Origin of the sequence: Peptoniphilus koenoeneniae (genome assembly GCF_030812875.1) — a bacterium.
Classification (GTDB): Bacteria; Bacillota; Clostridia; order Tissierellales; family Peptoniphilaceae; genus Peptoniphilus_B; species Peptoniphilus_B koenoeneniae.
Window position 1 is genome coordinate 154,671 of sequence record NZ_JAUSTN010000003.1, and the last position, 26,697, is coordinate 181,367.

At 32.6% G+C, this 26,697-nt stretch carries 34 protein-coding genes and 1 riboswitch; of the genes, 9 read left to right on the plus strand and 25 right to left on the minus strand.

The annotated features are described in order from the left end of the window. Positions 1–5: 5 nt before the first annotated feature. The 22 genes from rpsH to J2S72_RS03745 all read right to left on the minus strand — a co-directional run bounded on the left by rpsH (position 6) and on the right by J2S72_RS03745 (position 13,432). Positions 6–401 (minus strand): 30S ribosomal protein S8, encoded by a 396-nt coding sequence (gene rpsH / locus J2S72_RS03640; protein ID WP_023055849.1) that lies wholly within the window; start codon positions 399–401, stop codon positions 6–8. 25 nt (positions 402–426) lie between these two features. Beyond that, positions 427–612, minus strand: a complete 186-nt coding sequence (locus J2S72_RS03645) for a type Z 30S ribosomal protein S14 (protein WP_023055847.1) — start codon at positions 610–612, stop codon at positions 427–429. Positions 613–623: 11 nt separating this feature from the next. Further along, on the minus strand, positions 624–1,166 hold the full coding sequence (gene rplE / locus J2S72_RS03650; protein ID WP_023055839.1) for a 50S ribosomal protein L5: 543 nt from the start codon (positions 1,164–1,166) through the stop codon (positions 624–626). Between the two features lie 11 nt (positions 1,167–1,177). Continuing rightward, positions 1,178–1,483, minus strand: a complete 306-nt coding sequence (rplX, locus tag J2S72_RS03655) for a 50S ribosomal protein L24 (RefSeq protein WP_023055848.1) — start codon at positions 1,481–1,483, stop codon at positions 1,178–1,180. Positions 1,484–1,496: 13 nt separating this feature from the next. Then, a complete protein-coding gene (rplN, locus tag J2S72_RS03660) occupies positions 1,497–1,865 on the minus strand; it encodes a 50S ribosomal protein L14 (RefSeq protein ID WP_023055872.1) in 369 nt (122 codons plus the stop codon). 17 nt (positions 1,866–1,882) lie between these two features. Beyond that, positions 1,883–2,137, minus strand: a complete 255-nt coding sequence (gene rpsQ, locus J2S72_RS03665) for a 30S ribosomal protein S17 (protein WP_023055856.1) — start codon at positions 2,135–2,137, stop codon at positions 1,883–1,885. Positions 2,138–2,140: 3 nt separating this feature from the next. Further along, a complete protein-coding gene (gene rpmC, locus J2S72_RS03670; RefSeq protein WP_036739655.1) occupies positions 2,141–2,347 on the minus strand; it encodes a 50S ribosomal protein L29 in 207 nt (68 codons plus the stop codon). After that, positions 2,337–2,768: a 50S ribosomal protein L16 gene (gene rplP / locus J2S72_RS03675; protein WP_023055840.1), complete on the minus strand. Its 432-nt coding sequence runs from the start codon at positions 2,766–2,768 to the stop codon at positions 2,337–2,339. Before rplP ends, rpmC begins: the two co-directional genes overlap by 11 nt. 19 nt (positions 2,769–2,787) lie before the next feature. Then, complete coding sequence (gene rpsC / locus J2S72_RS03680) at positions 2,788–3,534, minus strand: 30S ribosomal protein S3 (protein WP_023055886.1); 747 nt, start codon at positions 3,532–3,534, stop codon at positions 2,788–2,790. Between the two features lie 11 nt (positions 3,535–3,545). Then, positions 3,546–3,881 carry a 50S ribosomal protein L22 gene (rplV, locus tag J2S72_RS03685; RefSeq protein ID WP_023055843.1) on the minus strand — a complete coding sequence of 112 codons (336 nt, stop codon included), beginning with the start codon at positions 3,879–3,881 and terminating at the stop codon, positions 3,546–3,548. Positions 3,882–3,896: 15 nt separating this feature from the next. Beyond that, on the minus strand, positions 3,897–4,181 hold the full coding sequence (gene rpsS, locus J2S72_RS03690; RefSeq protein ID WP_023055841.1) for a 30S ribosomal protein S19: 285 nt from the start codon (positions 4,179–4,181) through the stop codon (positions 3,897–3,899). Between the two features lie 11 nt (positions 4,182–4,192). Then, positions 4,193–5,023 carry a 50S ribosomal protein L2 gene (gene rplB, locus J2S72_RS03695; protein WP_023055850.1) on the minus strand — a complete coding sequence of 277 codons (831 nt, stop codon included), beginning with the start codon at positions 5,021–5,023 and terminating at the stop codon, positions 4,193–4,195. A 14-nt stretch (positions 5,024–5,037) separates the two neighbouring features. Further along, positions 5,038–5,328: a 50S ribosomal protein L23 gene (gene rplW / locus J2S72_RS03700; RefSeq protein WP_023055861.1), complete on the minus strand. Its 291-nt coding sequence runs from the start codon at positions 5,326–5,328 to the stop codon at positions 5,038–5,040. Then, positions 5,328–5,951: a 50S ribosomal protein L4 gene (gene rplD, locus J2S72_RS03705; RefSeq protein ID WP_023055858.1), complete on the minus strand. Its 624-nt coding sequence runs from the start codon at positions 5,949–5,951 to the stop codon at positions 5,328–5,330. Before rplD ends, rplW begins: the two co-directional genes overlap by 1 nt. Positions 5,952–5,962: 11 nt before the next feature. Next, positions 5,963–6,595: a 50S ribosomal protein L3 gene (gene rplC, locus J2S72_RS03710; protein WP_023055878.1), complete on the minus strand. Its 633-nt coding sequence runs from the start codon at positions 6,593–6,595 to the stop codon at positions 5,963–5,965. A gap of 60 nt (positions 6,596–6,655) precedes the next feature. Further along, positions 6,656–6,973 (minus strand): 30S ribosomal protein S10, encoded by a 318-nt coding sequence (gene rpsJ, locus J2S72_RS03715; protein ID WP_023055884.1) that lies wholly within the window; start codon positions 6,971–6,973, stop codon positions 6,656–6,658. A 781-nt stretch (positions 6,974–7,754) separates the two neighbouring features. Further along, positions 7,755–8,873 carry a HipA domain-containing protein gene (locus J2S72_RS03720; RefSeq protein ID WP_023055883.1) on the minus strand — a complete coding sequence of 373 codons (1,119 nt, stop codon included), beginning with the start codon at positions 8,871–8,873 and terminating at the stop codon, positions 7,755–7,757. Between the two features lie 126 nt (positions 8,874–8,999). Beyond that, positions 9,000–9,602, minus strand: coding sequence for a hypothetical protein (locus tag J2S72_RS03725; RefSeq protein ID WP_023055885.1), 603 nt, complete (start codon positions 9,600–9,602; stop codon positions 9,000–9,002). A gap of 17 nt (positions 9,603–9,619) precedes the next feature. Continuing rightward, complete coding sequence (locus J2S72_RS03730) at positions 9,620–10,786, minus strand: iron-containing alcohol dehydrogenase (RefSeq protein WP_307494994.1); 1,167 nt, start codon at positions 10,784–10,786, stop codon at positions 9,620–9,622. After that, entirely contained in the window at positions 10,783–11,643 is an 861-nt protein-coding gene (locus tag J2S72_RS03735) for a DnaJ domain-containing protein (RefSeq protein WP_023055853.1), read from the minus strand. Before J2S72_RS03735 ends, J2S72_RS03730 begins: the two co-directional genes overlap by 4 nt. Next, the gene (locus J2S72_RS03740) at positions 11,640–12,092 is read right to left on the minus strand and encodes a metallopeptidase family protein (RefSeq protein ID WP_023055876.1); all 453 of its coding nucleotides are present in this window, start codon (positions 12,090–12,092) and stop codon (positions 11,640–11,642) included. The genes J2S72_RS03735 and J2S72_RS03740 overlap by 4 nt, the downstream gene beginning before the upstream one ends. Next, positions 12,089–13,432 (minus strand): aminotransferase class I/II-fold pyridoxal phosphate-dependent enzyme, encoded by a 1,344-nt coding sequence (locus J2S72_RS03745; protein ID WP_023055866.1) that lies wholly within the window; start codon positions 13,430–13,432, stop codon positions 12,089–12,091. The genes J2S72_RS03740 and J2S72_RS03745 overlap by 4 nt, the downstream gene beginning before the upstream one ends. A 66-nt stretch (positions 13,433–13,498) precedes the next feature. Here J2S72_RS03745 and J2S72_RS03750 point away from each other — a divergent pair, with 66 nt between their 5' ends. Further along, positions 13,499–14,293: a zinc dependent phospholipase C family protein gene (locus tag J2S72_RS03750; protein WP_023055881.1), complete on the plus strand. Its 795-nt coding sequence runs from the start codon at positions 13,499–13,501 to the stop codon at positions 14,291–14,293. After that, on the plus strand, positions 14,286–15,527 hold the full coding sequence (locus J2S72_RS03755; RefSeq protein WP_023055864.1) for an MFS transporter: 1,242 nt from the start codon (positions 14,286–14,288) through the stop codon (positions 15,525–15,527). The genes J2S72_RS03750 and J2S72_RS03755 overlap by 8 nt, the downstream gene beginning before the upstream one ends. Before the next feature lie 134 nt (positions 15,528–15,661). Here J2S72_RS03755 and J2S72_RS03760 read toward each other — a convergent pair whose 3' ends face one another. Beyond that, a complete protein-coding gene (locus J2S72_RS03760) occupies positions 15,662–16,174 on the minus strand; it encodes a nitroreductase family protein (protein WP_023055873.1) in 513 nt (170 codons plus the stop codon). A gap of 472 nt (positions 16,175–16,646) precedes the next feature. Between J2S72_RS03760 and J2S72_RS03765 the strand changes: the two genes are divergently transcribed. The 5 genes from J2S72_RS03765 to J2S72_RS03785 are packed head-to-tail and all read left to right on the plus strand — an operon-like array spanning position 16,647 to position 20,574. Next, complete coding sequence (locus J2S72_RS03765; RefSeq protein WP_023055846.1) at positions 16,647–17,342, plus strand: hypothetical protein; 696 nt, start codon at positions 16,647–16,649, stop codon at positions 17,340–17,342. A gap of 11 nt (positions 17,343–17,353) precedes the next feature. Further along, on the plus strand, positions 17,354–17,572 hold the full coding sequence (locus J2S72_RS03770) for a 4Fe-4S dicluster domain-containing protein (RefSeq protein WP_023055842.1): 219 nt from the start codon (positions 17,354–17,356) through the stop codon (positions 17,570–17,572). 11 nt (positions 17,573–17,583) lie between these two features. Continuing rightward, complete coding sequence (locus J2S72_RS03775) at positions 17,584–18,648, plus strand: 3-methyl-2-oxobutanoate dehydrogenase subunit VorB (protein ID WP_307494995.1); 1,065 nt, start codon at positions 17,584–17,586, stop codon at positions 18,646–18,648. Further along, entirely contained in the window at positions 18,645–19,409 is a 765-nt protein-coding gene (locus tag J2S72_RS03780) for a thiamine pyrophosphate-dependent enzyme (protein WP_023055869.1), read from the plus strand. Before J2S72_RS03775 ends, J2S72_RS03780 begins: the two co-directional genes overlap by 4 nt. Before the next feature lies 1 nt (position 19,410). After that, positions 19,411–20,574, plus strand: coding sequence for a 2-oxoacid:acceptor oxidoreductase family protein (locus J2S72_RS03785; RefSeq protein WP_023055882.1), 1,164 nt, complete (start codon positions 19,411–19,413; stop codon positions 20,572–20,574). Between the two features lie 225 nt (positions 20,575–20,799). Here J2S72_RS03785 and metK read toward each other — a convergent pair whose 3' ends face one another. Further along, positions 20,800–21,969 (minus strand): methionine adenosyltransferase, encoded by a 1,170-nt coding sequence (gene metK / locus J2S72_RS03790; RefSeq protein WP_307494996.1) that lies wholly within the window; start codon positions 21,967–21,969, stop codon positions 20,800–20,802. A 73-nt stretch (positions 21,970–22,042) separates the two neighbouring features. Further along, a riboswitch (SAM riboswitch) is annotated at positions 22,043–22,135 on the minus strand. Positions 22,136–22,239: 104 nt separating this feature from the next. On the opposite strand from metK, the gene recD2 reads away from it, so the two are divergent. Both recD2 and J2S72_RS03800 read left to right on the plus strand, forming a co-directional pair. After that, entirely contained in the window at positions 22,240–24,447 is a 2,208-nt protein-coding gene (gene recD2, locus J2S72_RS03795; RefSeq protein ID WP_307494997.1) for an SF1B family DNA helicase RecD2, read from the plus strand. Next, positions 24,434–25,024: a ComF family protein gene (locus tag J2S72_RS03800; protein WP_307494998.1), complete on the plus strand. Its 591-nt coding sequence runs from the start codon at positions 24,434–24,436 to the stop codon at positions 25,022–25,024. The genes recD2 and J2S72_RS03800 overlap by 14 nt, the downstream gene beginning before the upstream one ends. Here J2S72_RS03800 and J2S72_RS03805 read toward each other — a convergent pair. Further along, positions 25,013–26,623 (minus strand): ABC-F family ATP-binding cassette domain-containing protein, encoded by a 1,611-nt coding sequence (locus J2S72_RS03805; RefSeq protein ID WP_307494999.1) that lies wholly within the window; start codon positions 26,621–26,623, stop codon positions 25,013–25,015. The genes J2S72_RS03800 and J2S72_RS03805 overlap by 12 nt on opposite strands. Between the last annotated feature and the right edge of the window lie 74 nt (positions 26,624–26,697).

A 26,697-nucleotide genomic window follows, 5' to 3' on the forward strand; every position in this document is an offset into this window, starting at 1 on the left:
TCCTATTACCAAACGTAGCAAATAACCTCGCCACCAACATTTTCAGTTCTTGCAACTTTGTCAGTAACAATTCCTTTTGATGTTGATATTATTGCGATTCCAAGTCCACCAAGAACTTTTGGAACATCTTCGCTATTTACATACACTCTTAGTCCCGGCTTTGAAATTCTTTTAAGTCCGGAAATTACTCTTTCTCCATCTTTAGTATATTTTAAGTCTATTCTAATGACACCTTGTTTATTGTCATCAATAACGTCATAACTCTTTATATAACCTTCGTTTAGAAGTATTTCGGCAATCTCTTTTTTAATGTTTGATGCCGGAACGTCTACCGATTTATGTTTTGCATTATTGCTATTTCTAATTCTTGTAAGCATATCTGCAATAGGATCTGTCATCATATAGGTATCCTCCTTTCGCTAAACTTTACCAGCTAGCTTTTTTAACACCCGGGATTTGTCCCTTGTAAGCTAATTCTCTAAAACAAATTCTGCAAATTCCATATTTTTTTAATACTGAATGCGGTCTTCCACAAATTGTACATCTTGTGTATTCACGAGTGGAAAATTTTTGTTTTCTCTTTTGTTTAGCAATCATTGATTTTTTTGCCATTGTTTACCTCCTTATCTGGCAAAGGGCATTCCCATCATTTCAAGGAAAGCTTTGGCTTCTTCATCAGTATTTGCTGTAGTTACTATAACAATATCCATTCCCCTAATAGCATCTACTTTGTCATATTCTATTTCAGGGAATATAAGTTGTTCCTTAAGCCCTAAAGCATAATTACCTCTGCCGTCAAAAGCTGAAGGTTTGATTCCTCTAAAGTCTCTTACTCTTGGTAGAGCAACGTTCATTAATTTATCTAAGAAATCATACATTCTATCTCCACGAAGAGTGACTTTACAACCAATGTTGTGTCCTTCACGAAGTTTAAAGTTTGCAATAGATTTTTTTGCTTTAGTTACAACAGGTCTTTGACCTGAGATAACTGTTAAATCATTAATTGCGCTTTCTAAAGCTTTAGGATTATCCTTAGCTTCTCCAAGGCCTATGTTAATTACAACCTTTTCAAGCTTAGGAACTTCCATTATATTTTTGTAGCCGAATTTATCTACTAAATGGCCAACAACTTCATTTGAATATTTTTCCTTTAATCTGGAAGTCATCTTCTACCTCCTTAAATGGTTTGATTGTCTGATTTTTTAAATCTGACTTTCTTACCGTTTTCTATTTTATATCCAAGTTTTGTTCCTTTTCCCGATTTTTCGTCAAAATACATAACATTTGAAACGTGTATAGGAGCTTCAACTTTTGTAATTCCACCAGGATTTTGAGGTCCCTTTGGTTTTTGATGCTTTGTTACAATGTTAATTTTTTCAACTACTACTTTATCTTCTTTCGGGAAAGTTTTTAAAACTTTACCGGTTTTTCCTTTATCTTTACCGGCTATTACTTTAACTGTGTCACCTTTTTTTATACGCATAGTTTCCTCCTAATTAAAGCACTTCCGGTGCAAGAGATATAATCTTCATGAAGTCTCCGCTTCTAAGTTCTCTTGTTACTGGTCCGAATATACGAGTTCCAACAGGACTCTTGTCGTCTTTTATTATAACTGCGGCATTGTCATCAAATCTTATATATGAACCGTCTGGACGACTGATTCCTTTAGAAGTTCTTACAATAACAGCTTTAACAACGCTACCTTTCTTAACAACGCCACCCGGTGTTGCAGATTTAACGCTACAAACAACAATATCTCCAATGTTAGCTATTCTTCTGTTAGTTCCACCTAACACTTTTATTACTGAAAGTTCTTTTGCACCGCTGTTGTCAGCGACACGCATCCTTGACTCTTGTTGTATCATAAAGAAACCTCCCTTCTTTATTGTGCCTTTTCCACAATTTGAACCAATCTCCATCTCTTGTCTTTAGAGAGAGGTCTGGTTTCCATAAGTTTTACACGATCTCCTATGCCACATTCATTATTTTCATCATGAGCTTTGAACTTTGTGGTCTTTCTAACTCTTTTTTTATAAATGGGATGATCAACAAAAGTCTCAACAGCAACAACAATAGTCTTATCCATTTTGTCACTTACAACTGTACCTATAATGGTTTTTCTGTGATTTCTTTCCATGGATTAAGCCTCCCTTCCCATTTCAAGTTCTCTTTCTCTTAAAATGGTCTTTGCGCGAGCAATGTCTTTTTTCACCATTTTAATACTTGATGGATTATCAAGTTGACCTGTTGCTAATCTAAATCTTAGATTAAACAATTCATTTTTAAGTTCATCAATTTTGCTTGTAAGTTGTTCACTTGACAAGTTTCGAATTTCTTTAGTCTTCAATTGATTCACCATCCTTTTCTTTCATAACAAATTTACATTTGATTGGAAGTTTCATAGCTGCAAGTCTAATAGCTTCTCTTGCAATTTCTTCTGAAACACCATTCATTTCAAACATAATTCTACCCGGTTTAACAACGCTAACCCAATAAGCAGGTGCACCTTTACCAGAACCCATACGAGTTTCAGCAGGTTTTTCCGTAACAGGTTTGTCCGGGAAGATTTTAATCCAAATATTACCGCCACGGCGAATGTATCTTGTCATCGCACGACGAGCAGCTTCTATTTGATTTGAAGTAATCCATGCAGGTTCAAGTGCTTGAAGGCCATATTCACCATAGGTAAGTGTGTTACCTCTTTGTGCCTTGCCCTTCATTCTGCCTCTGTGAACTCTACGGAATTTAACTCTTTTAGGCATTAACATAATATTTCCTCCCTCCTACTTAATCGTTTGTACGTCTGTCTCTTTTTTGATTATTTCTCTTACGGTTATTTTTACCTTGTTGGTCATTTCTTTTTCTCTTTTTGTTGTCTCTTTCTCTGTTTGAATGACCTTGTGCATTAGGAAGAACTTCTCCCTTGTAAAGCCATACTTTTACACCAAGTTTACCGTAAGTTGTGTCAGCTTCAGCAAAGCCGTAATCAATATCTGCTCTTAAAGTTTGAAGAGGAATTGTTCCTTCTGAATAACCTTCAGTTCTTGCCATATCAGCTCCGCCAAGTCTTCCTGCAACTGCAGTTTTAATTCCCTTAGCGCCTGCTCTCATTGTTCTTTGAATAGCTTGCTTCATAGCACGTCTGAATGAAATACGTCTTTCAAGAGATTCAGCTATAGATTCTGCAACAAGTTGCGCATCCATATCTTGATTTTTAATTTCTTCAATATTAACTACAATGCTTTTTCCTGTTTTCTTTTCCAGTTCATTTCTAAGTTCTTCAACTCCTACACCGCCACGGCCTATTACCATACCGGGTTTTGAAGTATAAACTGAAACTTTAACTTTATTTGCCGCTCTTTCAATTTCGATTTTTGAAATACCGGCTGCATACAATTTATTTTTAATAAACTTACGAATTTTATTATCTTCAACTAATAATTCGGCAAAATCTTTCTTATTAGCATACCATTTAGAATCCCAGTCCTTAATGATGCCAACACGAAGACCATGCGGGTTAACTTTTTGACCCATTGTATACCCCCTTATTCTCTTTCTGCTACAACTACGCCAATATGACTTGATCTTTTTAAAATTGGATAAGCCATACCTTTAGCCTTAGGATGGAATCTTTTCATTGTAGGTCCATCATTGGCGTAAGCTTCTTTAACATAAAGATTATCAGCATCTAAACTAAGATTGTTTTCTGCATTGGCTATGGCAGATTTTAGCACCTTTAATAATTCTTTAGCACCACGCTTAGGTGTAAATTCAAGAATAGAAAGGGCTTCTTTTACTGACTTTCCACGAATCTCATCACATATAAAATGTATTTTGAGAGGTGAAATTCTTATATATTTAGCAATTGCTCTTGCTTCCATTTGAACCCCTCCTTATTATTTAACACCGGTAGTTTTTTCACTTTTACCGGCGTGTCCTCTAAAAGTTCTCGTCGGAACAAACTCTCCAAGTTTGTGACCAACCATATCTTCCGTAATATAAATCGGAACATGTTTTCTTCCGTCGTGCACAGCAATAGTGTGTGATACCATCTCAGGGAAAATTGTTGAGCGACGTGACCATGTCTTTATAACTTGCTTTTCATTTTTTTCGTTAAGAGCATCAACTTTTTTAAGAAGATGTTCATCAGCGAAAGGTCCTTTTTTTACTGATCTACTCATTTTAATCCCCCTTACTTAGTTCTTCTTCTTATAATTAACTGGTTAGACTTTTTATTTTTCTTTCTTGTCTTAAGACCCATAGCTTTCTTGCCCCAAGGAGTCATAGGAGAAGGTCTACCTACAGGAGCTCTACCTTCACCACCACCATGAGGGTGATCAACAGGGTTCATTGCAGAACCTCTTACATGAGGTCTTTTTCCAAGATATCTGCTTTTTCCAGCCTTACCTAAAGTTATAAGTTCGTGTGAAATATTTCCAACTTGTCCTATTGTAGCCTTACAATCAATTGGTACAAGTCTCATTTCAGTTGAAGGAAGTCTTAAAGTTGCATATTTGCCTTCCTTAGCCATAAGTTGAACTTCAGAACCTGCACTTCTTGCAATTTGACCGCCTTTACCTGGTAACAATTCAACATTGTGAACTGTTGTACCAACAGGAATGTCTTTAAGTCTTAAAGCGTTTCCGATTTTAATATCAGCTTCGCTTCCACTTTCAACAATATCTCCTACCTTTAAGCCGTTAGGTGCCAAGATATATCTTTTTTCACCGTCAACATAATGTAGTAGAGCTATATAACTTGTTCTGTAAGGATCATATTCAATAGCTGCAACCTTAGCAGGAATATTATCCTTATTTCTTTTAAAATCTATAATTCTGTATCTTCTTTTTACTCCGCCGCCTCTATGTCTTGAAGTAATCTTTCCACGGGCGTTTCTTCCTGCAGTAGTTTTGAGATTTACAGTAAGTGACTTTTCAGGAGTCTTTTTAGTAACCTCTTCAAAAGTGGCAACAGTCATTTGTCTGCGTGCCGGAGAGGTCGGTTTGTATCCTCTAATTGCCATTATTTACCTCCTTCTCATTGAATGCTATCGAAGAATTCAATAGTATTTGAACCTTCTTTTAATTTAACAATGGCTTTTTTCCAAGAAGGTGTAAATCCGAAAGTAGCACCTTGTCTTTTCTTTTTGCCACGAACATTCATAGTAGTAACTTTTTCAACCTTTACGTTGAAAATTTCTTCAACAGCACTTTTAATTTCAGGCTTAGTAGCATTTTTAGCAACCTGAAAAGTGTACTTGTTGTTTTCCATTTCCGCCATACTCTTTTCAGTAACAAGCGGCTTTATAATAACATCAAATTTATTCATCAGTTAAACACCTCACTAATTGTGTTAAGTGCAGCCTTAGAAATAATAAGTGAATCAGAATTTAAAATATCATAAACATTTATAAATCTTGCTTCAGCTACATTAACACCCTCAACATTTCTTGCTGAAAGGTAAACATTCTTATTATGTTCATCAGTAACAAGATAAGTTTTTTTGTTTGCTTTCACATTTTTAAGGAAATTAGCGAAGTCCTTAGTCTTAATAGAATCCATCTTAATATCGTCAACGACAATAAGTTCACCATCTTGAACCTTTGAAGTAAGCACGGATTTAAGAGCAAGTCTTCTAACTTTTTTCGGAGTAGTGTAAGAATAATCTCTCGGTTTCTTTGCAAAAACAATACCGCCGCCTCTCCATTGAGGAGATCTTATACTACCTTGACGAGCACGACCTGTTCCCTTTTGTCTCCAAGGCTTTCTTCCACCTCCACGTACTTCAGCACGAGTTTTAGCAGAATGAGTTCCTTGTCTTTTGTTAGCTAAAATATTTTTAACAACAAGATAGACAACATGCTCATTTATTTCAACATCAAAAATATTACTATTAAGTTCGATTTCTTCAACAGGATTTCCTTCCATATTAACAACATTAATTTTTGTCATGACAATCCTCCTTACTTACCGGACTTAACCGTAGACTTAACTATAACTTTGCCCTTCTTAGGTCCTGGAACAGCACCCTTAACAAAAATTAAGTTTTTATCTACATCAACTCTTACAACTAAAAGGTGTTGAACAGTAACACGTTCATTACCAGTCTTTCCTGCCATTCTATGGTTTTTAAAAACCTTTCCTGGGTAAGATGCAGCACCCATACCACCGGGCATTCTGTGGAATTTTGAACCGTGAGTTTCACGTCCACGTCCGAAGCCGTGACGAGTAACAACCCCTTGAGTTCCCTTACCCTTTGAAGTTCCGGTAATATCAACAAATTCGCCCTTAGCGAACAAGTCAACCTTCATTTCATCACCGACATTGTAAGAATCTACATCATCAGTTCTAAATTCATTTAAATATCTTTTATACTCAACATTCGCCTTATCAAAGTGACCCTTTAAAGGTTTGTTAACATTCTTTTCTTTCACCTTGCCTGCAGCAATTTGAACACCGTTATAACCATCAGTTTCAACAGTTTTCTTTTGAACGACTTTATTGGGTTCAGCTTCAATAACCGTTACAGGAGTAACTGTACCATCTTCGTCAAAAAGTTGAGTCATGCCGATTTTACGGCCAATTAGAAATTTCAAATTTCTACACCTCCTAAAATTTACAGCGGATTACAAATGTAATCATATAAAGAACAATTATTACAGCTTAATTTCAATATCAACACCGGCAGGCAAATTTAACTTCATAAGAGCATCAACAGTCTTTTGGTTAGGACCAATAATGTCGATAAGTCTTTTATGAGTTCTTTGCTCAAATTGTTCTCTGGAATCCTTATACTTATGAACAGCTCTTAAAATTGTAACAACTTCCTTTTCAGTTGGAAGTGGAATAGGTCCTGAAACAACAGCACCTGTAGCTTTAGAAGCTTCAACAATTCTCTTTGCAGAATTATCAAGAAGTTCATGATCATAAGCCTTAAGTCTGATTCTGATTTTTTGTTTGCTATTACTTGACATTTTTACCTCCTCGTATTCGCGAGTGGGGTTATAGATAAACGCACCCCGGTGTGTCCGAAGTGTTTGGAAAAAATAACCCTGCCCAAATTATTTTGGACTTCTCCGTCGTAATTACCTTATAATTCTCTTTTTCCCGCAAGAATTCAAGCAACCTACGACTTCATCGCATTAAGTTTTATTTCAAACGCTTAAATATTATACACAAAAAATAAGCTAAAATCAAGGATTAATAAGAAAAAACTTTAAAAAAGCCTTAAAAATAGCCAGTGTTTTTATTTAGCTTTGAAATTATATAAAATCTCTCATAAAAAAGCAAGAGAAAAATAAAATTTTTTTCATAAAAATAAAAAATAAATAAAAATGCTTTACCTAGAGCATAAAAAATTTTTATAAAAAAATTTAAATCAAATATTTATTTTTTTCTCTCACATTATACACGCGGACCGGTAAACCGATCCCTACAGCCCACAAAAGCCCACGAATAAATTTATGGTAAATATGTTTCGCAAAAGTAAACCCCCGCAAATGAATAATTGGAAATAAAATAAAAAAATGAAAAAGAAAAAATATGGAAAAAAGATATGTTGAAAAAATTTTAAAATAAAATAAAAATAAAAATGCTTCACGTAAAGCATAAAAAATAAATTTTAAAATGCTCTACGTAAAGCGTAAAAAAATATTTGTAAAAATTTTTAAAATAAATTTTAATTCAAAAATAAAAATATATAGACTAAATATTAAATACAAATTCTTATAATTAAAAAGCCGGGCTTTACCCGACTTAAAGTCTTTCGCTTATTCTTTTTGCTATTTCTTCTTTTCTATCTTTAAAAAATTCTTCTACTTCTTCATTTTCTGAAAAAACATCTATTATTATTTTATAAATCTCATCCCTATTTGTTTTAGGAATGTTTTCTTCTCTTATTAACTTTCTCTGTTTTATCCTATCTTCAAAAAATGGTTTTGTTTTTGGGTTTGCATATTTTATAAGTTTAGTAGAAGTATCATAAAAAAGACTTGTTCCCGAGTCATATATAGGGGCAAGATCTATAATTCTTAGAGTGTTTACATCCCTTATTAATCCAAAATTATTATAGTGCCTGTCTTCGTTGTAAATCACATAGTCTAAATACATAAGTTCATCCATTTTTCGTCTTGCTTCTTTTACCCCCACTTCTTCCATCTTTTCTATGATAAATTCATAGTAGGATATATGGTTGGGCTTTTTAAAGGGAGCTAAGAAGGAGTTTGCTGTAATAAGTTCTGTGTTTTCATCTATAAAATTTTCACATAGGGAAAAATATTCTTTTCCTATTTTTTTCAGATCATATCTTATATGGTTAAGACCAAGACTCTTTCCTATTTCATAAGCTATTTTTTCATTAAAGGGTTCCTGCATATATGGTTTGGATCCGCCCTTTATAAGGACTCTTTTACCTTCTATATTTGTCCATGATTTTTTCAACCAGCCGTCCGTTGTGTTGTCTGGGGTTTTTAAGGATATGTTTTTAACTTCTTTGCCAACCATTAATTGTCCCAAATCATCGGAAAAATCATTTGTAAAAAAATTAATATCCTTCCAAAATACTTCTTCTTTCTTTTCTTTAATCCAATATTGGTCTGATAGGGAAAGACCGTAATATTTAAAGTTTAAGTCATATGGAGTTTTTACCTTACTTGCCCTTAAGATTTCATCCAAATTTTGCCTGGTGTCTGGAATGGCTCTCCACCTGAAAAATTTTTCAAGATCTGATTTTGCTATTTTTTCTCTTTTCTTGTTAATAGCTAAAGAAAAAGGAAGGTATTCCGGGTTTAAAAGCTTATTGATTTTTAAAACATGACCTTCTATCATTGAAAACTCCAAAACAGGCACATTTTTATTCATAAATATATAATCCATGTACGTCCTCCCTTTTAAAATATTTTTTGGCTCTCTTAGTAAGTTTTATAGTATTTATCACATTTGCTAAAAGATTTCAATATTAATAAAAGCCCTTTTTATAGGGCTTTTAAAGCATATTATTTTTTATATGTTCCACGAATGGGAGTATGAAAGCCCATTATCTTCAGATTTATACCAGGATGGAAGCCTTACATAAATGTCTTCTTCTACCATGTCTTCACTTATTTCCATTCCATCTTCTTTTGCTTCTTCTACGCTTTCATAATTGACAATTTTAAAATCTTCAGATTCTTTTATAAAAGAATCTCCCTCAATTAAAATATGCTCTGATATATTCATTCCCGGCTCTTCTGAGAAAAATTCCATTTTTAAATGAGGAAATTTTTCATGAACTTCTTCAAGACAGGTTCCTTTAAACCAAACTTTATCTTTGTATTCATCCCAAGATTTTTTATAGCCTTCATGTAAAAGGCTGGCAAATAAAGACCAAGCACAGATTCCACAAAAAGTAATAAAAAATTCTCCCCTTTCATTTTCCCCTTGGCTCACGGTTTTAAAGTCATGTATTCTCCAAAAATGAGGTCCCTTAGGTTCTATAAAATCAGGGGCTTTTTCTTTATCATTTAAGAAATTGTAATTATAAGCTTCTGTGAAATACTTAAATACTTCCTCTACTTCTTCTTTTTTTCCTAAAATTTTTCCTTCAAAATAGCAATCATTAGCCATAGTTAACTCCTTTATTATTAAAATGAAGCCTTATAAATTTGATAAACGTCCTCACCATAAAGGGTTTTAAAGCCTTTTATTTTTCCTCCTGCATGTTCTACAGCAAGGTCCGCCATTTCTTTTAATTTATCTTCTTCTATTCCCACTTGTCTAAGGCTCATAGGAACTCCCAAGTTCTCAAAAAATTCATAAAGTTTTTTTATTCCTTCTTTAGCGGCTTTAAGATCATCTTCTTCTTTTACATCAAAGACATTTCTTGCAAAGTTTCCTATTGTTTCTTGTCTTTCTTCATCTAAGCAATGTTCCAACCATCTGGGTGTAAGAATTGCAAGTCCTGTTCCGTGAGTTATATCAAAAAATGCGCTTAATTCATGTTCCATAGGATGAACTGACCAACTTGTTGACTTTCCACTGTCAAGAAGTCCATTTATTGCCCAAGTTGATGCCCACATAATATTTGCTCTGGCTTCGTAATTTTTAGGATCTTTTTTTAATATAGGACCATATTTTATACAGGTTTTCAAAAGTCCTTCAGATAATTTGTTTTGGAAATAGCAGCCATCTCCTAAACTGAAATAATTTTCCATAGTGTGGCTCATTATGTCACAAACTCCTGCTACTGTATGTTTTTCAGGAACTGTAAAGGTATATTTAGGATTCATGAAAGAAAATACCGGTAAAACTAAATCACTGGCAAAAGATAATTTTTCCTTTGTTTCCAAATTTGTTATTACTGAGAATGGATCCATTTCCGTTCCCGTTGCAGCTATAGTAAGAACAACTCCTATAGGAAGAGCTTTTTCTATTTTTGATGAGTCAAGGACTACTTGCCAAGGATCCACGTCTAAATAATAGGCTCCACTTATTAATTTTGCCAAGTCTACTACTGATCCTCCTCCTACGGCAAGGATGAAGTCAACCTTATTTTCCCTTGCTATTTTAAGTCCTTCTCTTGCAGAGTCAACTCTTGGATTAGGTTCTATGCCGCTAAGTTCTACATATTCTATCCCGTCTTTTTTAAGTTCTCCTGTTATGTCATCATAGATTCCGTTTTTCTTAATGCTTCCGCCTCCGTAGCATAGTAAAACTTTTTTTCCGTATTTTTTAATTTCCTTTCCAAGTTCACTTAGTTGGTTTTCTCCAAAAATAATTTTTGTGTCTACATTAAATACAAAATCTTTCATTGTTCTTTTAACCTCCTATACCTTTCAATATTTTCTTCATTTAAAAATTCATAAGCATTATTAACTTTTTGAAACATTTCCTTTGCTCCCGCTTCCTTATTTATGTCGGGATGGTATTTTTTTGCAGCCTTTCTAAAGGCAAGTTTTATTTCATATTTATCATAGGTTGGTTCTATTCCCAAGGTCCTGCAAGCTTCTTCATATTGATTTTTAAAACTTGTCCCATAATTTGTGTATGGACCCCTGTAATTTTGATTATAGTCCTGATTGTAAGAGCCACTTTGATATTGACCTTGATTAAAGCCTCCGAAGTAGCCTTGATCTCCAAATAGATCTTCAAAGTTTATATCATCTCCAAAAGTCCAATAAGTTCCTCCGAAGCCTCTTCCGAAAGACTCTTCAAATCTTTTCTTTTCTTCTTCCCGCCTTTGTCTTTCTTTTTCCTCTCTTATTTTTTCTTGCTCTTCCCTATATTTTTCACCGTAGCCTCCAAGGTTTGAATAGCTTTTCTTTCTTCCTAAAAGATAGTAGTCACTTAAATCAAAAAAATACTCAGTTAAAACATAGTGAATATACTTTAAATAGCTTACACTTATAGTTCCTATAAAAGGAAAGACGAAAGCCAATATTATAAAACTAGTAAGGCCCCTATACTTATTAAAAAAAGCATAGGCAAAAAAAGGATTTAATATAAGGAAAAATATAAAACATCCACTAAAGGCGAAAAGAGCTCCAATTGCCCTTTTTGCAGTTGTAAAAAAATCTATTAAAAGTTCCACTATCCCTATAAAAAATCTGAATATATAATCTATAATTTTTCCCAGACCTTTAAAAAATAATCCGGCTATTTTTTTCATTCAACATCTCTTCCCTTTTTATAATTTTCTATAAAATTTTCATCTTCTATAACAAGATCATTGTTTCCCGCTAAAAACTCAAGATGATGTCTAAGCTCATGTCTTAAAGTTTCTCTCAGTCTTTCTTTTAAACTTTCTCTATCTAAATAAAAATACAGTTTCATAAAAGAACCGTAATAAATTACTATTTGCCTTCCTAAATTATCTATCTTATAAGAACCAAGGACAATTAAATCATTTCCTTCCGGGTGATAATTGACCTCTTCTTCTAATATTACCCCACCGTTTAAATTATTTAAATATTGGTCTGGTATTTCATCTAAAAGTTCTTCTAAAATTTCCATAACTTCATCAATTCTAGAAAGATCAACCCCACTTTCATTTTTTCTTTCTTCATTGAAATTTTCTAAGTTTTCATTTTCTTTGGAAATATTTTCTTCAAATGTCATTTTATCACCTCAATAAGATTTTTATTTATACCTGTTACTTCTATTTCGGCTTTTAAATAAGTTCCTATAGTATCTATAACATCTTGATCAATAAGTTCTCCTGGAACTATTATGGGGCTTCCCGGTGGATAGGGGCAAATAGTATCTGCACTTATCCTTCCAGCCGCCTCTGTATAATTTATAAATTGGCTTTCTCTTTCAAAGGTCTCATACATCTCCATAATTTTTTCCGGCAAAACTTGTCTATAAAGATCTTTAAAATTTTCTTCTTTTAAATTAATTTCTCTCATAGCTTTTTTTAAAGGTACAAGAGTTTTTTCACTATCTACCGGTCCCACTAAAGCAAGAGCGTAATTTATATCTGCCATTTCAAGTCTTATGTTCTTTTTAAAAAGTTCTCTTAAAATTTGGCTTCCACTGACATTTTCCTTGGCAAATAAAAGTTTTGTAGGGTCGTGAAAATCACTTTCATAGAAAAAATATTTATCTTTTAAATCATTTTTAAGTTCTTTTATTAAGTTTAAAACATTTTTTAAGTTTTCTCTTCCTTCTTCTTCCATATATTCAAGAGCTCTTTCCATAGAAAGCAACATTAAATATGATGGCGAAGTGGAACTTATCATGGAAATCACTTTTTCAAGTCTTTCTATGTTAACTTTAGAGCTTCCCACATGAATAAAGGATGAACCCGTTAAACAGGGTAGGGTTTTGTGGGGAGATTGAACTATTATATCTGCTCCCCCTGATAAGGCACTTAAATTTTTATCTAAAAAGTTAAGGTGTGATCCGTGGGCCTCATCAACAAAAAGATATGCTCCATATTTATGAACAACTTCCGCAATTTCTCTTATGTTTAAAACCATCCCATAATAAGTTGGACTGGTTAAGATCACAAGTTTTATATCCTTATATTTTTTTAAATAACTTTCTATTATTTGTGGACTTAAAGGCAAAAAAAGTTTTGTTTTTTTATCATAGGAAGGATACATAAATTCCGTTTTAAGTTTATTTAAAATACATCCATTTAAAATTGACCTATGGGCATTTCTTTCTATTAATACCCTATCTCCCTCTTTTGTAATACTTTTTAAAGCTATATGGTTTGAAATTGTAGAGCCTCCTGTTAAATAGTAGCTTTTTTTGCTTCCATATATTCTTTTTAAGTTTTCCATAGATTTTAAAATTACATCTTGAGGGTGAAGAAGATTGTCAGTTCCTATAGTCTCTGTTACATCAAATTCAACTTGGCTGGGCAAAGAGAAAATTCCCTTATGACCTGGAGTTGAAAAAGAAATATTTCTTGACACTTTTTTTACAGCTTCATTAATATATTTTTTCATTATTACCTCATCTATATTATATCTAATAAATCTCCCTTGTGATAAAATTTATATAAGGAGGATTTTATGGCTTCAATTTATGCACATAACAAATTTGCTAAAACTGTTATTAATTCTATAGACTTTAAAGTTTCCAGCGCTGAAGAAAGACAGATGTTTTTATTTGGTTCTCAGGGACCTGATCTTTTCTTTTTTAATTTAAATTTAAAAATTAAAGGGAATAATCCTGGATCTTACATTCATTCAAGACCCTTTATTGAATATCTTGACACTACAAAAGAAAGAATTAAAGCTATAGATCAAAAAGGTCCTGAATTTTTTTACTATTTAGGAACAATAGCTCACTTTATTTTGGATGTTACAATTCATCCCTATGTAGATGAACTTATAAATATAAGCTATTCTCACATGGAAATTGAATCTGAATTTGATAGATTTCTCATGCTTAAAGACGGACTTAATCCTTTTAAGTTTAAAATGCAATCTCTTATTCCAAGTCCTGGAAAGGCTCCTAAAATTTTACCAATTTATGAGCCCTATGGTCTTAAACTTAAAGATATTTATAATTCTATCTTAGGTTTTAACAAATATAAAAAATTATTTAATCCAGCAGGTAAACTTAAAGAAACTTTTATTTTAAGTGTTCTTAAAATTTTAAAACTAAATGAATATGGTGGTCAACTTATAAAGCAAGAGGAGCACCCCCAAGCTGAAAAAAGTAACAAAGTTTTGCTTAAAGCTTATGACCTTGCCCTTGAAAACTTTAAGGATATTTTTAATTCAGCCTTAGACTATATTTATGATGGCGGAGAAATTAATCCCATATTTTATAAAAATTATGAAGGAGTAAACCTTGAATAAATTAAATAAACTTGAAAAATCTTGGATCTACTATGACGTTGGAAATTCAGCTTTTATTATGCTTTTTACAACAATAGTACCCATATTCTTTAATAACTTGGCGGGGAAGTCTTTAAAAGATACAACTTATCTTGCCTATTGGGGCTACGCTATTACAGCATCAACTCTTATAATGGCTTTTTTAGGACCAATCTTAGGAGCCTTGGCTGATTCCAACAAACAAAAGAAAAATCTTTTTAAATTGTTTGTTTTTATAGGAGTCCTTTCCTGTGCAGGCCTGCCCTTTGCCATAAATTGGTTTATGTTTTTAATTCAGGTTGTAATTGCAAAAGTTGCCTTTAATGGTTCTTTAGTCTTTTACGATTCCATGTTAATAGATGTTACAGAAGAAGAGAGGATGGACAATGTTTCTTCACAGGGTTACGCCTGGGGTTATATAGGTTCCTGCCTCCCCTTTGTTATAAGTATATTTATAGGTCTTAAGGGAACAAGTTTTGGGCTTTCACAAAGTCTTTCCATGAACTTAGTATTTTTTATAAATGCTCTTTGGTGGCTTTTATGGACTCTACCCCTTTTAAAAAGATATGAGCAAATTTATGTAAGTCCTATAAAATTAAAAAGTTCTCAAGTATTTAAACATCTTTTAAATACTTTTAAAGAAATAAAAAATGATAAAAAAGTCTTTTATTTTCTTTTGGCATTTTTATTTTACATTGACGGAGTTTATACAATAATAAATATGGCAACAGCTTACGGAAAAAGCTTGGGTCTTTCTTCCCAAGGCCTTATCCTTGCCCTTTTAGTAACTCAATTAGTCGCCTTTCCCTGCGCAATATTTTTTGGTGTTATTTCAAAAACAAGACCAGTGGAAGGGCTTATAAAAATTTGCATAATATGTTACGGAATAATTGCTTTTTATGCAGTAACTTTAGACAGTCTTACTAAGTTTTGGATCCTTGCTTTGGGCGTAGGAATGTTTCAAGGTGCAATACAAGCCCTTTCCAGATCTTACTTTGCAAAAATTATTCCACCGGAAAAAAGCAGTGAATATTTTGGAATTTATGATGTTTTCGGAAAAGGGGCTTCAATTTTAGGCAGCCTTATGGTTTCAGTAATAACTCAAATTACAAACAATCAGCACTATGCAATCTTAGGTCTTGCCTTTATGTTTGTCATAGGCTTTATAATGTTTTTAAAAGTTGAAAAAGAAAAAGTAGAAGAAAAAGAATTTTAAAAAAATAGATAAAAAATAAAAGAGACGCATAATGCGTCTCTTTTATGTATAGCTGGAAAGAAAAAAGATGATTGAGGTTTAGTTTCCTAAACCTCTTTTATATTAACACCTTAAAGTTAATTTTTCAACAAATTTTAATATTTTTCATAATGAAGCTTTGATTTTATGTCAACTGCTTCTCTTTTTCTTACTTTTTCATGTCCATAACCTATAGGAATCATTGCCAAAATATTTTTATCCTTAGGTATATTAAACATCTTTCTAAAATATTCTTGGTAATCTTCTCCATCTTTTGTTTTTCCATCTCTAACATCTATAAAAGAAGTATTTAAACCCTCTTCTTGAGCTAAAAGTTGTAAATATGCAGCTGCTATACTTGCTTCTTCAATCCAATACTTAGAATCTTGATTTAAAATAATTACAAGAGCCGGCAAATCTTTTATATAAAGGGTGCCAAATTTTTGCATTTGAGATAATTCTTCTAATTTTTCCTTATCTTCAACTAAAATAAATTCCACATTTCTGGTTCCGCCATAAACCGGTCCCAAAACTGCATAGGATAAAATTTCTTCTATTTTTTCATGATCAACTTTTTTTTCTTCATATTTTCTAATAGAACGTCTTTCATTAATTAATTCTTTTAACATAAAATCCTCCTAAGTTTAAAAATTTTATAATTTTAAAAGCATAAAGCTATTTATTATATTTATACCCTAAAATAAACTTTTGCCTTTAAAATTCTTTTATAAAAATCGTTTTCAACTTTTTATTTTTATTTTATTTTAAATTTTTATTTTAAAATAATTTTTTTATAAATTTTTTTCTTAAAGATAATTATAGAAAAATCCGTTTTTTTCATAATGGAAGAATTCTTTATATTGATATTTTTTAAATAATAACAAACTTATCAAATTTTTTTCAAATTAAAAAATACTTGTTAAAATTTTTAATTTGACTTACAATAAATATGTGCGAAGTGGCTAAAAATACAAGAAAGTTGTCATACCACTTTTTGAACATAAAATTATAAACAATTTTATTATGAATGGATTTTTATTATTTTTTCATAATAGTACTTAATTTCGCACTAAAATTTTTGTAGATTTGAGGTGAATTGTAATGGAAGAGATAAGGCCTAAGGGACATCGTATAAAGTTAATCACCGGTCACTTTGGAAGCGGTAAGACGGAGTTTGCTATTAACTATGCATTATTCTTAAGAAAATATTTTCCAAAGGTTGCAGCCATAGATTTGGACACTATAAACATGTATTTCAGGTTAAGAGAAAAAATTGATTTTTTTGAAGACCATGGAATTACAATTTTAGGTTCTTCTATGAAAAAAGCACAAACTCTTGATATACCTGCAATAGACCCTCAAATATTAATGCCCCTTGAAAATGACGATTATCAAGCTGTTCTTGATATAGGAGGAAATCCTAAAGGTTCCCTTTCTTTGGGCAGATACAGAGATTTGCTCGCTGATAAAGGCTATGATCATTATTTTGTTATAAACAGGAACAGGCCTGAAACAAAAGATGTTGCGGACATTGTAGCTTTTATTAAAAGCACTGAGGCCCATTCACAAACAAAAGTGACAGGTCTTATAAACACAACTCATATGCTTAAAGACACCAGTGTAGATGATATTTATTACGGTCAGGAAATTGTCGAGGAAGTTGGAAAACTTCTTAATCTTCCTGTTGTTTACACAGTGGCTCTAAGTGATGTTGCTAAAAAGCTTGCTGAAGAAGGCTCTATAAAAAATGAAATCTTTCCAATAAAACTCTATTTCAGAGACAATTGGATGATATGAGGAGGAAAAAAATGGCAAAAGGTAGAGTGGAATTCAATGAAGTCAGATGCAAAGGATGCGGTCTTTGCGTAACGGCATGTCCTAAAAATGTAATTGAAATCAATCCACACAAAATTAATCAAAAGGGCTATAGCCCTGCAACCGCTGCTCGTCCGGAAGATTGTATAGCATGCTGTAATTGTGCTATAACTTGTCCGGATTCAGTAATTAGTGTTATTAAAATCGGATAAGGGGTGTAAAAATGACAAAAGTATTGATGAAGGGAAATGAAGCGGTAGGTGCAGCTGCAATTAAAGCAGGATGTAAATATTTCTTCGGTTATCCGATTACACCGCAATCAGAAATTCCCGAATATTTATCAAGAGAGCTTCCAAAAATTGACGGTTGCTTTTTACAAGCAGAATCAGAAGTAGCTGCAATTAATATGCTTTATGGTGCATCAGGTGCAGGAGCAAGAGTTATGACATCTTCTTCTTCTCCAGGAATCTCTTTAAAACAAGAAGGTATTTCTTATATGGCAGGCGCTGAGCTTCCATGTTTAGTTGTAAACATGATGAGAGGTGGCCCAGGCCTTGGTTCTATTCAACCATCACAAACTGATTATTTCCAATCTACAAGAGGTGGCGGAAACGGTGACTACAGAACAATAGTCCTTGCTCCTTCAACTGTTCAAGAAATGGTTGACCTTGTAATTTTAGGATTTGATCTTGCTGATAAATATCGTAACCCAGTTGTTCTTATGGGAGACGGAGTTTTAGGTCAAATGATGGAACCTGTTGAGTTTAAAGAATCTGGAGTAGAAAATATTCCTGATAAACCTTGGGCTGCAACTGGTCAAGGAACAAGAAAAGAAAGAAATATTATTAACTCTATCTATCTTTCTCCAGAAGAAATGGAAGAACATAGTTTAGATTTAATGGCAAAATATAAAACAATCGAAGAAAATGAAGTAAGAGTTGAAGAAATTGGTCTTGATAAAGATTTAGACCTATTATTCTCCGCTTATGGAACAAGTGCAAGAGTTTGCAAAACTGCTATGACTATGCTTGAGGAAAAAGGATATAAGGTTGGTATTATAAGACCTATTACTTGCTGGCCTTTCCCCTATGATTCATACAAAAAAATACCTGAATCTTGTAAAGACATTCTTGTTGTAGAAATGAATCACGGACAAATGACAGACGATGTTAAAATTGGAACTCAAGGAAGACAAAATATTCATTTCTTCTGCAGACTTGGAGGAATGATTCCTTCTGCTGAAGAAGTTTATGAAGCAGCACTTAAGATTTTGGAGGAAAGAAAATGAAAAAACCGGTTTTAAATGAAAATGAAAAATGTATGTACGCATATTCAGAAGGTTTAACCGATGAACCATTGCACTATTGCCCCGGTTGCACTCACGGAATTATCCATAAACTTGTTGCTGAATGTTTAGTTGAAATGAACTTACTTGATAAAGCAATAGGAGTTTGTCCTGTTGGATGTTCCGTACTTGCATACAAGTACTTTAACTGTGATATGTATGAAGCAGCTCACGGTAGAGCTCCTGCTGTAGCAACAGGTGTTAAAAGAGTTCATCCAGATAAATTTGTATTTACTTACCAAGGTGATGGAGACTTAGCATCAATCGGTACTGCAGAAATAGTTCACGTTGCTCATAGAGGAGAAAAAATTTCAACAATATTTGTAAACAATGCTATTTATGGTATGACCGGAGGTCAAATGGCTCCTACAACTTTAATAGGACAAGTAACAACAACTTCTCCTTATGGTAGAGATGAAGCTTGGTCAGGTAAGCCTATAAGAATGGCAGAAATGCTTGCAACAATTGACGGTGCAAAATTTGTAGAAAGAGTATCTGTTGATACACCTGCAAATATTAGAAAAGCTAAAAAAGCTATTAAGGAATGTTTCCAATGTCAACTTGACGGAAAAGGATTTGGTATTGTAGAAGTTCTTTCAACTTGTCCTACTAACTGGGGACTTCCAGCTGTAGATGCACTTCAATGGTTAAGAGATAATATGATTCCTTATTATCCTCTTGGAAACTTTAGAAGGGGTGAATAATATGACTACAAGAAAAATTGTAATGGCAGGTTTTGGTGGTCAAGGTGTTATGGCAATGGGACAACTTATTTCTTATGCCGGCATGCTTGAAGGTAAACACGTATCATGGTACCCTTCTTATGGCCCTGAAATGCGTGGGGGTGCTGCAAACTGTTCAGTTGTTGTTTCAACTGACCCTGTTGGAAGCCCTATTATAGCAGTTGCAGATGATGTAGTAGTAATGAACGAACCATCACTTGAACTTTTTGAATCCCATGTTAAACCAGGTGGAAATCTTTTATTAAATTCTTCCTTAGTTCAATCTGAACCTACAAGAAAAGATATAAACATTTATAAAATTCCTGTAAATGATATTGCAGGACAAATAGGTAATCCAAGAGTTGCCAACATGGTTATGCTTGGTGCATACTTAAAAGTTACTGGCCTTGTTGAAAAAGATTCAATTATAGCAGCTTTCACTAAAGTTTACGGAGATAAGAAAAAGAAATTAATTCCTATAAACGAAAAAGCAATAGGCGAAGGTCAAAATGCTGTTGGCAGTCCTCAAGCAAGTAACTTAGAAGGAAAAGTAAACAGAACTCCTGAACAAAACTACAGCTTAAGAGGCGGAGAAAATCCACAAGAAATCAGTTACATTAATGACATCAGAAAAATGGATAAAGAAGACGAAGAAAAAATATTCTCCAGTGAACTTAATATTGTAAAACAAGCTCTATTAAATGAAATTGAAGGTATTAACTACTTTAAAGTAAGTGCTTCACAATTTAGTGGACAAGAAACAGCTAAGATTTTTGAATCTCTTGCTCATCAAGCAGATGAACATGTTGAATATTTAATGAGACTTAAAGATCAAATTGAAAAACACGAAGCAGGTATTTTTGATAAAATTAAATCAGCTTTTGAAACTCAAAAAGAAGAAGAATGGTCAAAAATCAAAGCAGAAAGAACTCCAATGGCTCTTTCAATTTTCAATTTGGGTATGACCATTAAGAGAAACAACATAGAATTCTATGAAAAAGCAAGCGAAAAATCAGCTATTGAAGATGCAAAAAAACTTTACAAAGAGCTTGCTTATTGGGAAAATTTCCAACTTGGTCAATTAAAAGAACAATATGAAATGTTAAAACGTGAATGGTGGAGCGATCAATCCTTTGCACCATATTAAAATTAAGTAATTTATTTTAATAAACATAAATTTACACACTGTACAAAAAAGGTGATGAGAAAATATAATCTCATCACCTTTTTAATTTTTTTATTATTTCAATTTAATTTTATTTGTGTTATTATATATGTGTAAAAGAAATTATCCTTTTGTATTTTTCTTATTTTTTATTTTTTTACTTTCCTTAAAGAAAAACCGACTATAAAAAGTCGGTTTTTCTTTTTTTTATTTTAAATATTTTTTAAGTTCATCAACCTTATCAGTCTTTTCCCAAGTTAAATCCAAATCATCTCTACCAAAATGTCCATAAGAAGCAACTTGTTTGTAGATAGGTCTTAAAAGATCCAAGTTTTTAATTATAGCTGCAGGTCTTGGATCAAAATGCTTTTTAATAATTTCTTCAATTTCATTGTCGGAAAGTTTTCCAGTTCCGAAAGTTTCCACATAAATTGAAGTAGGTCTTGCAAGGCCTATAGCGTAAGCAAGTCCAATTTCACATCTATCTGCAAGTCCTGCTGCAACAATATTTTTTGCAATATATCTTGCATAATAACAAGCAGATCTATCAACTTTTGTAGGATCTTTTCCGCTGAAAGCACCGCCGCCATGACGAGCGTATCCACCGTAAGTATCCACAATTATTTTTCTTCCAGTAAGTCCCGCATCACCCATAGGACCTCCAACAACAAATCTTCCTGTAGGATTTACAAAATACTTTGTATTTTCATCTAAAAGATCTTTTGGAACAATTTCATCAATTACATATTTTATTAAGTCTTCTTTTATCTTTTCATTTGAAACTTCCGGTGAGTGTTGAGTGGAAATAACAATATTTTCTATTCTTACAGGCTCATTATCGTGATATTCCACAGTAACTTGAGTCTTTCCATCTGGTCTTAAATAATCTAATTTACCACTTTTTCTAACATCAGTAAGTTTTCTTGCAAGCTTATGAGCAAGACTTATAGGCAGGGGCATAAGTTCCTTTGTCTCTTTGCAAGCATAGCCAAACATAATTCCTTGGTCCCCTGCTCCAAGCTCGTCAAAATCTTTTGCTCCTTCTTTAAATCTGTCAACTCCCATGGCAATATCTTGAGATTGTTCTTTAACTGCACATAAGACTGCGCAGGTGTCAGCATCAAAACCGTATTTTGCTCTGTCATATCCTATCTCGCGAACTGTATCTCTTACAATTTGTGTAAAATCAACATAAGTTTCTGTGGAAATTTCTCCCGTAATAACTACCATACCTGTTGATGCCATTGTTTCACAAGCAACCCTTGCCTGCGGGTCTTCACTAATTATGGCATCAAGAATTGCATCTGAAATTTGATCGCAAACCTTGTCCGGATGTCCTTCTGTAACGGACTCCGATGTAAATAACCATTTTTTCATTTGTTTCCTCCGATATATTCTATAAAAATTAATACCTAAAATAAAAAAACCTTAAACCGAAAGTTTAAGGCTGTCCTTATCTTCCGGAATTATCCGTGGGATTTAGCACCACTTACAGGTTGCCGGGTTTCATCGTGCCCATTCACTCCACCACTCTCAATAAGGTATTAACTTCAAGTATAATATCACAAGTTTTTTTTTAATACAAACAAAATTTATTAAAAGTAAAAATTTTAATAAAAATAAGATACAATATTCATAGGTGAAATCATGATAAAAATTGACGGTTTAGTAGAAAAAATTATTTATAGAAATGATGAAAATGCTTGGACTGTTGCCTTAGTTACTACAGAAGATGGAAGCCTTACAGTAACAGGCAATGCTATAAAAATTGAAATTGGAAAAGAATATACCTTTGAAGGAGATTTTTTTGTCCACAAAAAATTTGGCGAACAATTTTCCTTTAAAAATTTAAATGAGCATATTCCTACTTCAAAAGACGGCATTATAAAATATTTGTCTTCAGGCTTAATCCCCTTTATAGGAAGCAGAATGGCTGAAACCATCTATAAAAAATTTGGAGATGAAACTCTTTTAATCTTAGATAAGGAGCCAGAAAAACTTCTTCAGATTCACGGTATAGGCACTAAAAAATTTGAAAAGATATCAGAATACCTTAAAGCAAATAAAAAGGCCTCTAAGGTCATATATGAGCTTTACGGGTATGGAATTAGTCCATCGGCTGCCTTTAAAATTTACACTTTATACGCAAATGAAACTTTAAATGTAATAAGGGAAAATCCCTATAGGATTGCAGACGAAATAAAGGGCATAGGTTTTAAAACAGCAGACTCCATCGCCCTTAAATTAGGCTATAAAAAAGATTCCAAGGAAAGGATAATATCAGCCTTAAAATGGACTATAAATTATGCAGTTAATGACGGCCACACCTATCTACCAAAAGATGTCCTTATAAAAAAATCCTCCAAACTTTTGGAAATTAATGAAGATTTAATTGAAGATCAAATTATAAATTTACAATTCAGTAAATATTTTTATCTTGAAAAAATAAATGATCAAATAAATTGCTACAAAGCCTCAATGTACAAGGAAGAAAATTATGTTGCCGGAAAACTTACAAAACTTTCCTTGCAAAAATTTGAACTTAAAAATAATATTGAAAATTCTATTAAAGAAATTGAAGAAAGAAAAAATATAAAACTTGCAGAAAATCAAAAAGAAGCAGTAAAAGAAGCTTTAACAGGAGGCCTTACAGTTATAACAGGAGGCCCCGGCACAGGAAAAACAACAACTTTAAAAACAATAATAGATTTGGCAGAAAAGGAAAATTTAAAAACAGTTCTTGCAGCTCCAACCGGTCGTGCAGCAAAGAGAATGGAAGAAGCAACTTTAAGAGAGGCTTCAACTATTCATAAATTATTGGAAATCACTCCTAATAGCGATTATTTTGAAATTGAAGAAATTGACGGAGATTTAATTATAGTTGATGAATGTTCCATGGTGGATTTGTTTTTAATGAGCACCCTTCTTAGGGCAGTAAAGGATAATTCCAGGCTTGTCCTTGTGGGAGATAAAGACCAACTTCCCTCCGTTGGCGCAGGCAATGTCTTGTCCGACATAATAAATTCAAAAATAATAAATGTTGTCTACTTAAATAAAATTTTTAGACAAGAGGAAGGCTCTCTTATTGTAAAAAATGCCCACTTGATAAACAGCGGAAAAATGCCCCTTATAGACAATAAATCAAAGGACTTTTTCTTCATTCAAAGCCCCAATGTAAATGAAAGTTTAAATACAATAGTTGATCTTGTTAAAACAAGGCTTCCCGACTTTAAAAACTATGATTCTTTAAAGGATATACAAGTTTTATCTCCAACTAAAAAAGGTCTTACAGGAGTTGACAACTTAAATAAGGTCTTGCAAGAAAATTTAAATCCTCAAAATAAAAAAGAAGAGATAAAATTTATGGACACAATTTTTAGGCCTGGCGATAAGGTTATGCAAATAAAAAATAACTATAATCTCCAATATAAAATCGAAACTGAAAATTATCATGAAGAAGGTCAGGGAATTTTTAATGGAGAGCTGGGCTTTATAGAAAGTGTCGATGCAGACTCTGACACCATGACAATTGTTTTTGATGATGTAAAAAAAATAGAATACCAAAGAGAAAATTTTTCGGAGCTTACTTTGGCTTATGCAAGCACCGTCCACAAATCTCAAGGTTCGGAATTTCCAGCAGTAATAATTCCCCTCCACTCAGCCCCCTTTATGCTTATGACAAGAAACATAATCTATACAGGTATAACTAGGGCAAGTCGCATGGTCGTCCTTGTAGGAGAAATAAAATATTTAAAAACTATGGTGGAAAACAACCATCAAAATAAAAGATACTCATCTTTAGACAGAAAATTAATCGAAACAATGGAAAAGAGAAAAATTTATGGTTTTATATAAGTGTTCAAATTGCAGAGATGAAATTTACAAAAATTATCTTTGTAAAAATTGCTTTTCCCTCCTCAATTTTATAAATGAAGAAGTGGAAGAAGAAAATTATAAAATTTATATAATTTTAAAATACCAAGGACTTTTAAAAAATCTCCTTATAAATTTTAAATTTAAGGACTCAACCTTTCTATCAAAAGTTTTTGGAGATATTATGGCTGAAAAAATTTTATCCATGAATTTAATTTCAAAATATGATTTTTTCTGCCCTATACCTATGTATGAAAAAAATAGGCTTAAAAGAGGCTATAATCAAGTGGAATTAATTGGAGATTATATTAGTTCAAATACCCTTATGCCCTGTAAAAAAGCTTTGAAAAAAATAAAAGCTACAAAAGACCAGGTGGGCTTAAATAAAATTCAAAGAGAAAAAAATTTAAAAGGTGCCTTTTTTGCAGAAAATGTAGAAAATAAAAAAATACTTTTAATAGATGATATCTTTACCACGGGCTCAACTATAAAAGAAGCAAGAAAAGAACTAATAAAAAAAGGCGCCCTTAAAGTGGACGCTCTTGTTTTATGCTCTTGAATATTGGTCTTTCATATAATACTTGTCAATGTAATCCTCAAAGTTAATGGACTCATCTCTATAAGTTCCATCATCAAAAATTTCCACAATTCTATTTGCTATTGTTGAAATAAATTGATGGTCGTGAGAGGTGAAAAGTATATTTGACTTATAATTTATAAGACCGTTATTTACAGCTTCAATACTTTCAAGATCCAGATGATTTGTAGGTTGATCAAAAATCAATACATTTGCCGGTTTAAGCATCATTTTTGAAAACATCATCCTTACCCTTTCTCCTCCAGAAAGAACATTAGCTTCTTTTAAAACCTCATCTCCGGAAAATAACATCTTACCCAAAAAGCCTCTTAAATAAATTTCCGATTGTTCCTCAGAATATTGCCTTAAGAAATCTACCAAATTTAATTTTACATCTTCAAAAAATTTTGTATTATCTTTTGGAAAATATGAGTAAGTTATAGTTTGTCCCCACTTAAATTCTCCCTGGTAATCTTCATCAGCCTTTGTTATTGTTTCAAAAAACTTGGTAATTGCCAGTTCATTCCCTATAAAGGCAATCTTATCATCTTTATTTACCCTCATGGAAAAATCTTTTAATAAATATCCCTCATCATTTTTTAGAGAAAGATTTTCTATATTTAAAATTTCATTTCCAACTTCTCTTGAAAGATCAAAGCCTACAAAAGGATATCTCCTGGAAGAAGGTTTAATATCATCAAGAGTTATTTTATCAAGAAGTTTTTTCCTGCTGGTTGCCTGTCTGCTCTTAGACTTGTTTGCAGAAAAACGTCTTATAAATTCTTGAAGTTCTTTAATTTTTTCTTCTTTTTTCTTATTTTGATCCTTTGCCATCTTTAGAGCAAGTTGAGAAGAATCATACCAAAAATCGTAATTTCCCACAAATAAAGTAATCTTTCCAAAATCTATATCCACCATGTGAGTACAAACTTCATTTAAAAAATACCTGTCGTGGCTTACAATAATTACAATGCCTTCAAAAGCCGCAAGAAAATCTTCAAGCCAGATAACTGCTTTTATATCAAGACCGTTTGTAGGCTCGTCAAGAAGTAAAATATCCGGCTTGCCAAAAAGAGCTTGAGCAAGAAGAACCTTAACCTTTTCAGATTCTAAAAGTTCGCTCATATTTTTATAATGAAGATCAGTTCCTATTCCAAGACCCTGTAAAATTGTTGAAGCTTCAGATTCAGCTTCATAACCGTTCATTTCCATAAATTCCCCTTCAAGAGCCGCAGCTCTCAAACCATCTTCATCTGAAAAATCCGGTTTCATATATATGGCATCCTTTTCGGTTTTTATATCATATAATTTTTTATTGCCCATAATTACAGTGTTAAGAACATCATATTCATCAAAAGCATAGTGGTCCTGAGCAAGTTTACTCATTCTGGAATTTTTATCCATGGAAACATTGCCGCTTGTAGGATCTTTTTCCCCTGCAAGAATTTTTAAAAAAGTTGATTTTCCTGCTCCATTAGCCCCTATTACTCCATAGCAGTTGCCAGGAGAAAAATTTAAATTTACATCATCAAAAAGTTTTTTATCTGGAAAAATTACACTTAAATTATTTACACTTAACATTTTTCACCATCCTTAATTCCTTAGAAATTATATCATAAAAAGATATTTTATCATGAATATTTTATTTATATAAG

Coding starts and splice junctions, on each gene's coding strand:
- recD2 (WP_307494997.1), top strand. CDS start 22,240: ATGATAAAAATTGACGGTTTAGTAGAAAAAATTATTTATAGAAATGAT.
- J2S72_RS03740 (WP_023055876.1), bottom strand. CDS start 12,092: ATGACATTTGAAGAAAATATTTCCAAAGAAAATGAAAACTTAGAAAAT.
- J2S72_RS03780 (WP_023055869.1), top strand. CDS start 18,645: ATGAAAAAACCGGTTTTAAATGAAAATGAAAAATGTATGTACGCATAT.
- J2S72_RS03770 (WP_023055842.1), top strand. CDS start 17,354: ATGGCAAAAGGTAGAGTGGAATTCAATGAAGTCAGATGCAAAGGATGC.
- J2S72_RS03765 (WP_023055846.1), top strand. CDS start 16,647: ATGGAAGAGATAAGGCCTAAGGGACATCGTATAAAGTTAATCACCGGT.
- J2S72_RS03725 (WP_023055885.1), bottom strand. CDS start 9,602: ATGGCTAATGATTGCTATTTTGAAGGAAAAATTTTAGGAAAAAAAGAA.
- rplX (WP_023055848.1), bottom strand. CDS start 1,483: ATGCGTATAAAAAAAGGTGACACAGTTAAAGTAATAGCCGGTAAAGAT.
- J2S72_RS03735 (WP_023055853.1), bottom strand. CDS start 11,643: ATGAAAAAAATAGCCGGATTATTTTTTAAAGGTCTGGGAAAAATTATA.
- rplN (WP_023055872.1), bottom strand. CDS start 1,865: ATGATACAACAAGAGTCAAGGATGCGTGTCGCTGACAACAGCGGTGCA.
- J2S72_RS03750 (WP_023055881.1), top strand. CDS start 13,499: ATGGCTTCAATTTATGCACATAACAAATTTGCTAAAACTGTTATTAAT.
- metK (WP_307494996.1), bottom strand. CDS start 21,969: ATGAAAAAATGGTTATTTACATCGGAGTCCGTTACAGAAGGACATCCG.
- J2S72_RS03760 (WP_023055873.1), bottom strand. CDS start 16,174: ATGTTAAAAGAATTAATTAATGAAAGACGTTCTATTAGAAAATATGAA.
- J2S72_RS03775 (WP_307494995.1), top strand. CDS start 17,584: ATGACAAAAGTATTGATGAAGGGAAATGAAGCGGTAGGTGCAGCTGCA.
- J2S72_RS03745 (WP_023055866.1), bottom strand. CDS start 13,432: ATGAAAAAATATATTAATGAAGCTGTAAAAAAAGTGTCAAGAAATATT.
- rpsH (WP_023055849.1), bottom strand. CDS start 401: ATGATGACAGATCCTATTGCAGATATGCTTACAAGAATTAGAAATAGC.
- rplD (WP_023055858.1), bottom strand. CDS start 5,951: ATGACAAAAATTAATGTTGTTAATATGGAAGGAAATCCTGTTGAAGAA.
- rpsQ (WP_023055856.1), bottom strand. CDS start 2,137: ATGGAAAGAAATCACAGAAAAACCATTATAGGTACAGTTGTAAGTGAC.
- rpsS (WP_023055841.1), bottom strand. CDS start 4,181: ATGAGTAGATCAGTAAAAAAAGGACCTTTCGCTGATGAACATCTTCTT.
- rpsJ (WP_023055884.1), bottom strand. CDS start 6,973: ATGTCAAGTAATAGCAAACAAAAAATCAGAATCAGACTTAAGGCTTAT.
- J2S72_RS03645 (WP_023055847.1), bottom strand. CDS start 612: ATGGCAAAAAAATCAATGATTGCTAAACAAAAGAGAAAACAAAAATTT.
- J2S72_RS03805 (WP_307494999.1), bottom strand. CDS start 26,623: ATGTTAAGTGTAAATAATTTAAGTGTAATTTTTCCAGATAAAAAACTT.
- J2S72_RS03730 (WP_307494994.1), bottom strand. CDS start 10,786: ATGAAAGATTTTGTATTTAATGTAGACACAAAAATTATTTTTGGAGAA.
- rpsC (WP_023055886.1), bottom strand. CDS start 3,534: ATGGGTCAAAAAGTTAACCCGCATGGTCTTCGTGTTGGCATCATTAAG.
- rplP (WP_023055840.1), bottom strand. CDS start 2,768: ATGTTAATGCCTAAAAGAGTTAAATTCCGTAGAGTTCACAGAGGCAGA.
- rplB (WP_023055850.1), bottom strand. CDS start 5,023: ATGGCAATTAGAGGATACAAACCGACCTCTCCGGCACGCAGACAAATG.
- rplE (WP_023055839.1), bottom strand. CDS start 1,166: ATGACTTCCAGATTAAAGGAAAAATATTCAAATGAAGTTGTTGGCCAT.
- J2S72_RS03800 (WP_307494998.1), top strand. CDS start 24,434: ATGGTTTTATATAAGTGTTCAAATTGCAGAGATGAAATTTACAAAAAT.
- J2S72_RS03785 (WP_023055882.1), top strand. CDS start 19,411: ATGACTACAAGAAAAATTGTAATGGCAGGTTTTGGTGGTCAAGGTGTT.
- rplV (WP_023055843.1), bottom strand. CDS start 3,881: ATGGAAGCAAGAGCAATTGCTAAATATATAAGAATTTCACCTCTCAAA.
- rplW (WP_023055861.1), bottom strand. CDS start 5,328: ATGAATAAATTTGATGTTATTATAAAGCCGCTTGTTACTGAAAAGAGT.
- J2S72_RS03720 (WP_023055883.1), bottom strand. CDS start 8,873: ATGGATTATATATTTATGAATAAAAATGTGCCTGTTTTGGAGTTTTCA.